The sequence below is a fragment of the Billgrantia montanilacus genome, from assembly GCF_003336675.1.
GTDB lineage: Bacteria > Pseudomonadota > Gammaproteobacteria > Pseudomonadales > Halomonadaceae > Halomonas > Halomonas montanilacus.
In genome coordinates, this window is record NZ_QPII01000009.1 from 181,882 (window position 1) to 188,145 (window position 6,264).

Consider the following 6,264-nt stretch of genomic DNA (forward strand, 5'->3'; position numbering starts at 1 on the left):
ATGTGCCTTTTTCTTTTTCGGTAAATTGGTATTACCAATTTACCGAAAAAGAAAAAGCCAAGGCAAATCCTGTGCGCAGCTCGACGTCATCGAACACAACAGCCGACGCCTGGCACAGCAAATCCTACCGCAGTCCGCAGCTTCCCGCGGGCCGACCGTGAGGGAACCTCATGACGCCAGTCAAACTCTATCCGCCCAAGTCCGACAAGGTCTACTTCTTCGGTACCTGTCTCGTCGATACGTTCTATCCCGAAGCGGGCCTGGACGGCATCCGTCTGCTGGAGCGTGAAGGTATTGAGGTGCTCTATCCCGAAGACCAGACCTGTTGCGGTCAGCCGGCCTATACGTCCGGCTATCAGAGCGAGGCTCGCGCCGTGGCGGCAGCTCAGCTCAGGCTATTTCCGGAACCCTGGCCGATCATCGTTCCTTCGGGCTCCTGCGGTGGCATGATGCGCACCCACTACCCGCAGCTGTTTTCCGGTAGTGAGCAGGAGGTGCTGGCCGGCGAGGTCGCAAGCCGGGTGTATGAACTCACGGAATATCTGGTTCATGTCTGCCAGCTAAGGCTCGAAGACCGTGGCCAGCCAGAAAAGGTGGTCATGCATACTTCCTGTAGCGCCCGGCGTGAGATGGGGCTTGGCGAAACCGGCCCGATGCTGCTGGCCAGGCTTGGCCAGGTCGAGCTGGTGGAGCAGGAGCGGGCGGCCGAATGCTGCGGTTTCGGTGGCACCTTTGCGGTGCGCCATCCGGAAGTTTCCGCCGCCATGGTCGAGGACAAGACGCTGGCCATCGAAGCCACTGGTGCCGGGCACTTCGTCACTTCCGACTGTGGCTGTCTGATGAACATCAATGGCCGCTTTGACCACCAGAACAAGGCGGTCAAGGGCGAGCATATCGCCAGCTACCTGTGGCGGAGAACATCATGAGCGTCGAGACCTATACACCGCGGGCCTTTCATCGTCAGGCCCATGATGCCCTGGGCAACCCCCAGATCCGTGGCAACTTCCGCAAGGCGATGGATGGCCTGATGGCCAAACGCCGCGATGTCTTCAGCGACTGGGACCTTGAAACCCTGCGCGAGCTGGGCGCCAATATCCGCCTGAGGGCGTTGGCCAAGCTGCCCAACCTGCTGGAGCAACTGGAGGCCAACTGCGAGGCCAACGGTATCCGGGTCCACTGGGCCGAAGATGGCGAGGAGGCGTGCCGGATCATCCGTGAGCTGTGTGAATCGCATGGCGCGAAATCGGTCATCAAGGGCAAATCGATGGTGTCCGAGGAGATGCACCTCAATGCCCATCTGGAGGCGGCCGGTATCGAGGCCCTGGAGTCGGACCTCGGCGAGTACCTGGTACAGCTCAACGAGCAGACCCCCTCGCATATCATCATGCCGGCGATCCACCTCAATACCGACGAGATCTCCGACATCATGCATGAGAAGACGGGGACCGAGCGAACCCGGGATGTCGACTACATGACCGCTGCTGCCAGGGCCCAGTTGCGTGAGCGCTTCATGAATGCCGACGTGGGTGTCTCGGGGGTCAACTTCGCCGTGGCCGAGACCGGTACCCTGTGCCTGGTGGAGAATGAGGGCAATGGTCGCATGACCACCACGGTACCCCCGGTGCATATCGCCGTGACGGGTATAGAGAAGGTGGTCGAGCACCTGCGCGATGTGCCGCCGCTCTATGCCCTGCTGACTCGCTCGGCCACCGGCCAGCACGTCACCACCTACTTCAACATGATCTCTGGCCCGCGCAAGGCTGGCCAGCATGATGGCCCGCGGGAAGTCCACCTGGTGCTGGTCGACAGCGGACGTTCCCGCATCTACCAGGACAATGAGCTGCTCGATACCCTGCGCTGCATTCGCTGCGGCGCCTGCATGAACCACTGCCCGGTCTATACCCGCGTTGGTGGTCATAGCTACGGCACCACCTACCCCGGTCCCATCGGCAGCATCCTGATGCCCCACATGCTGGGGCTGGAGGAGACCAAGGACCTGCCGACGGCATCGAGCCTGTGTGGCGCCTGCGGTGAGGTCTGCCCGGTCAAGATCCCGATTCCCGACCTGCTGGTGCGCCTGCGCCGCGAGGCGGTGGGCGAGGGGCGTGGCAACGTTCCCGGCGCCGGGGTAAAGCGCACCAAGAAGGAGGTGGCGGCCTGGAAAACCTGGCAGTGGCTGGCGACCCACCCCTCAGCCTGGCGGGGAAGTCTGCTCATGGCTGGCAAGCTGCGCGCCTTGACGCCATCGAGGCTCGGGCCCTGGACGCAATACCGCACGGCCCTGAAGCCGGCCAAGCGCTCACTGCATGCGCTGGTCAAGGCGCACCGCCGGGAAGGGGAGGATGAGTCATGAGCGCCCGCGATAACATTCTCAAGCGCCTGCGTGAGCGCACCGATGGCCCGCTCACGGCACCTGACAGCGATTTTGCCGTCGTTACCGGGCGCGGCTGGAGTGCGCAAGAGCGGCTGGAGCGTTTCGAGCGGTGGATCAGCTCCGTTCATGGCGAGGTCATCCATACCTCCCGTGGCAACTGGACGGTCGACCTGGCAAAGCTGCTGAAAGCCAAGGGGGTAAGACGGCTGGCATTGGGGCGCGAGCATCCGGTTGCCGCCGAGGCGCGTGCCGCCCTGGCCGAAGGGGAGGTGACCCTGATCGATGCCGATCGTGATGTGGAGGAGTGGCAGCAGGAGCAGTTCGCGTCCACGGATGCCGGCCTGACGTCCACTCGGGGTGGTATTGCCGAGACCGGCAGCCTCTGGCTGTGGCCGACTCCAGATGAACCCCGCCTGATCAGCCTGGTGCCGCCGATTCATATCGCCGTGCTGGATGCCGACACCTTGGAAGACACCTTCTTCGATGTCATCGAGGCCCATGGCTGGGCCGGCGGCATGCCCACCAATGCATTGCTCATCTCAGGCCCGAGCAAGACCGCCGATATCGAGCAGACCCTGGCTTACGGGGTGCACGGCCCCCGTGAGTTGATCGTGCTTGTACGCCATGCCGAGGAGCGCCCATGACGCCAGCAACGCTTGACCCGGCCACGCCCGAGGCCTGGCATGATCTGAAGGATGAGCTGCTCGAGATCATGCCCGCCGATCGGCTGATCGATGACCCGCTGCGCACCTTGGCCTACGGCACCGATGCCAGCTTCTACCGCCTGATTCCCAAGCTGATCGTGCGCCCCGAGAGCGAGGACGAGCTGATGGCAGTGCTGGCGGCGTGTCGTTCCCGCCGGCTGCCGGTGACCTTCCGTGCCGCCGGCACCTCGCTTTCTGGCCAGGCGGTTACCGACTCCGTGCTGATCCAGATGGGCCAGGGCTGGCGTGGTCATGAGATTCTCGAGGGTGGGCAGGCGATCCGCCTGCAGCCCGGGGTGATCGGCGCCCGGGCCAACCAAGTGCTGGCCCCCTTCGGCCGCAAGATCGGCCCTGACCCGGCCTCCATCGGCAGTTGCATGATCGGCGGTATCGCTGCCAACAATGCCTCGGGCATGTGCTGCGGTACCGCACAGAACAGCTATCGCACGGTGCGCGATATCCGCGTGATCCTGGCCGACGGCACCCGGCTGGACACCGCCGACCCGGCCAGCCGTGAAGCGTTTCGGCGTAGCCATGCCGAGCTCGTCGAAGGGCTCGAGCGGCTTTCCGCCGAAACCCGGGCCAATGCGCCACTGGCCGAGAAGATTCGCCACAAGTACCGGCTCAAGAATACGACCGGCTATGCGCTCAACAGCCTGGTCGACTTCACCGATGGTGTCGAGATTCTCAAGCATCTGATGATCGGCTCCGAAGGCACGCTGGGCTTCATCAGCACCATCACCTTCGACACCGTGGTGGATGAGCCGCTGAAGGCCGCGGCGCTGCTCTTCCTGCCGGACATGGCCACCACCTGCCGGGCGACGATCGCCCTCAAGCCGGCGCCGGTTTCCGCGGTGGAGCTGATGGACCGCGCGGCGCTGCGCTCGGTGGAGCGCAAGCCGGGAATGCCCGAGGTGTTGAAGACGCTGCCGGAAGGGGCGGCGGCGCTGCTGATCGACGTACGCGGCAATGACGAGGGCGAGCTCGAAGCGCGGCTTCAGGCGGTGCGTGACATCTTTGAGGGCATTCACACCCTGGAGCCCGTTACCTTCACCCGCGACAAGGGCACCTACGAGCTCTACTGGAAGATCCGCAAGGGTCTCTTTCCCGCGGTGGGCGCGGTGCGTGACATCGGCACGACGGTGATCATCGAGGACGTGGCCTTTCCCATCGAACGCCTCGACGAAGGCGTTCAGGCGCTGACCGATGCCTTCCATCGGCATGGCTATCCGGAGGCCATCCTCTTCGGCCACGCCCTGGAAGGAAACCTGCACTTCGTGTTCCCCCAGGGCTTTGAGAAGCCCGGCGAGGTGGAGCGCTACCAGGCTCTGATGGACGAAGTGGCGCAGCTGGTCGGCGTCGAGTACGGCGGCTCGCTCAAGGCCGAGCACGGCACCGGACGCAACATGGCTCCCTATGTCGAGCTGGAGTGGGGGCCCGAAGCCTACGCCCTGATGTGGCAGATCAAGGCGCTGTTCGACCCCGAGAATCTGCTCAATCCCGAGGTCATCCTCAGCCGCAACCCGACATTGCACCTGGAGAACCTCAAGCCGTTGCCGGCGGCCCACGACATCATCGACAAGTGCATCGAGTGCGGTTTCTGCGAGCACGTCTGCCCGTCGAAGGACCTGACTCTCACGCCGCGCCAGCGCATCGTCGTTGCCCGTGAGATGGCAAGACTCGAGGCGCTGGGCGATGCCATCGACGGGGCGGATGCCGAACGGCTGGCGTCCTTGCGCCGCGACTATCGTTACGCCGGCGACGAGACCTGTGCCGTCGACGGCCTCTGTGCCACCCAGTGTCCGGTGGGTATCAATACCGGTGAGCTGATCCGCGAGATGCGTCATGAGCGACTGGCGAAGCATGCCGATCTGTCGCGGCGGGTGGGGCGCCACTTCTCCGGGGTGACGCGTGTTGCCCGGGGCGTGCTGAACATGGCAGGCGTTGGCCGTGCGGTGCTGGGCGAGAAGGGGCTCTCCCGCGTCAGCGGTACGATCACGAAGGCCAGTGGCAACCGAGTGCCCCAGTGGGTGCCCACCCTGCCCAAGGCGGCGCCGATACGAGTCCTCAAGCAGCGCTCACCCGGTGGCGGATCAAGGGACAAGGTGGTCTACCTGCCCTCCTGTGCAACTCGAGTGTTCGGTGCCACCCATGGCGATGCCGAGAGCCGCTCGATCATGGAGATCACTCTGTCGTTGCTGGAGCGGGCGGGTTTCGAGGTGATACTGCCCGAGATGACGGGGCATCTGTGTTGCGGCATGGCGTTTCACTCCAAGGGGCAGTTCGACGAGGCGACGCACAAGGCCCGTGAGCTCAATCGCGAGTTGCTGGTGGCCAGCCAGAACGGTCGCTATCCGATCATCAGCGACACCAGCCCCTGTGTGTTGCATATGCAATCGTGTCTGGATGAGCGTCTGTCGGTGCAGGAGCCGGTTGCCTTCGCCCATGACCACTTGTTGCCACGGCTCAAGCTCACACCCTTGGATGAACGCGTCGCGGTACATGTCACCTGCTCCAGTACTCATATGGGGCTTGGCGAGCGCATGGTGGCGCTGGCCAGGGCCTGTGCCCGTGAGGTGGTGGTCCCGGCGGAGATCACCTGCTGCGGCTTCGCCGGTGACAAGGGGCTTTCCACGCCGGAGCTCAATGCCTCGGCGCTGAAGGGGCTGGCCGTCCAGGTGGCAGCTTGCGATGCGGGCTACTCCAATTCCAAGACCTGTGAGATAGGGCTGGCGCTGCATGGGGGGATCCCCTACCGTTCGATCCTGTCGCTGCTCGATCGGGCAAGCCAATAGCGGCAGGCGAGCCGAAAGCGACCGGTTATCCACAGCCACTCGCCTGAAACCGCCTGTGGACGGGCGTTTCGGGCGGGCGGTGAAATTTTCTGACAAAAGTCCTTGCGGCCGCGGCCCCCAGCCCGTAAAGTACGCATCCGCTGCCGGCAACGGGCAAACGTTACCGGCGGTGGAAGTGGAGAAAGTGCTTGTTTCTGTTTGGTTTTTTCGAATCGGCTAACGCGATTCGCGATTGACAGAAGCGCCGGAGACGGTAGAATGCACGCCACACTGAAGGCAGCCGGCAGGGCCGGCGCTTCGCAGCAGGCTCACCCCGGTGAGCGCCGCGAAGAGAGTTGACAAACTCAGCCACTTCAGTAGAATACGCCTTCCTCGCAGGGCGCTGGCGAGG

The 6,264-nt window shown here is 63.9% G+C and carries 4 protein-coding genes; all 4 read left to right on the forward strand.

Annotated elements, in window-relative coordinates; translation table 11 throughout:
• Positions 1-170: 170 nt before the first annotated feature.
• From DU505_RS13635 to DU505_RS13650, 4 genes are read left to right on the forward strand one after another with little or no spacing between them, the layout of a single operon-like run.
• Positions 171-926, forward strand: coding sequence for a (Fe-S)-binding protein (locus tag DU505_RS13635; protein WP_114479540.1), 756 nt, complete (start codon positions 171-173; stop codon positions 924-926).
• Positions 923-2,353, forward strand: coding sequence for a LutB/LldF family L-lactate oxidation iron-sulfur protein (locus tag DU505_RS13640; protein ID WP_114479541.1), 1,431 nt, complete (start codon positions 923-925; stop codon positions 2,351-2,353). The genes DU505_RS13635 and DU505_RS13640 overlap by 4 nt, the downstream gene beginning before the upstream one ends.
• Positions 2,350-3,018: a LutC/YkgG family protein gene (locus DU505_RS13645; protein ID WP_114479542.1), complete on the forward strand. Its 669-nt coding sequence runs from the start codon at positions 2,350-2,352 to the stop codon at positions 3,016-3,018. The genes DU505_RS13640 and DU505_RS13645 overlap by 4 nt, the downstream gene beginning before the upstream one ends.
• Positions 3,015-5,873 carry an FAD-binding and (Fe-S)-binding domain-containing protein gene (locus tag DU505_RS13650; RefSeq protein ID WP_114479543.1) on the forward strand — a complete coding sequence of 953 codons (2,859 nt, stop codon included), beginning with the start codon at positions 3,015-3,017 and terminating at the stop codon, positions 5,871-5,873. Before DU505_RS13645 ends, DU505_RS13650 begins: the two co-directional genes overlap by 4 nt.
• Positions 5,874-6,264: the final 391 nt, after the last annotated feature.

Bases quoted from the DNA above. Each gene is read 5' to 3' on its own strand.
- DU505_RS13645 (WP_114479542.1), top strand. From the start codon at position 2,350: ATGAGCGCCCGCGATAACATTCTCAAGCGCCTGCGTGAGCGCACCGAT.
- DU505_RS13640 (WP_114479541.1), top strand. From the start codon at position 923: ATGAGCGTCGAGACCTATACACCGCGGGCCTTTCATCGTCAGGCCCAT.
- DU505_RS13650 (WP_114479543.1), top strand. From the start codon at position 3,015: ATGACGCCAGCAACGCTTGACCCGGCCACGCCCGAGGCCTGGCATGAT.
- DU505_RS13635 (WP_114479540.1), top strand. From the start codon at position 171: ATGACGCCAGTCAAACTCTATCCGCCCAAGTCCGACAAGGTCTACTTC.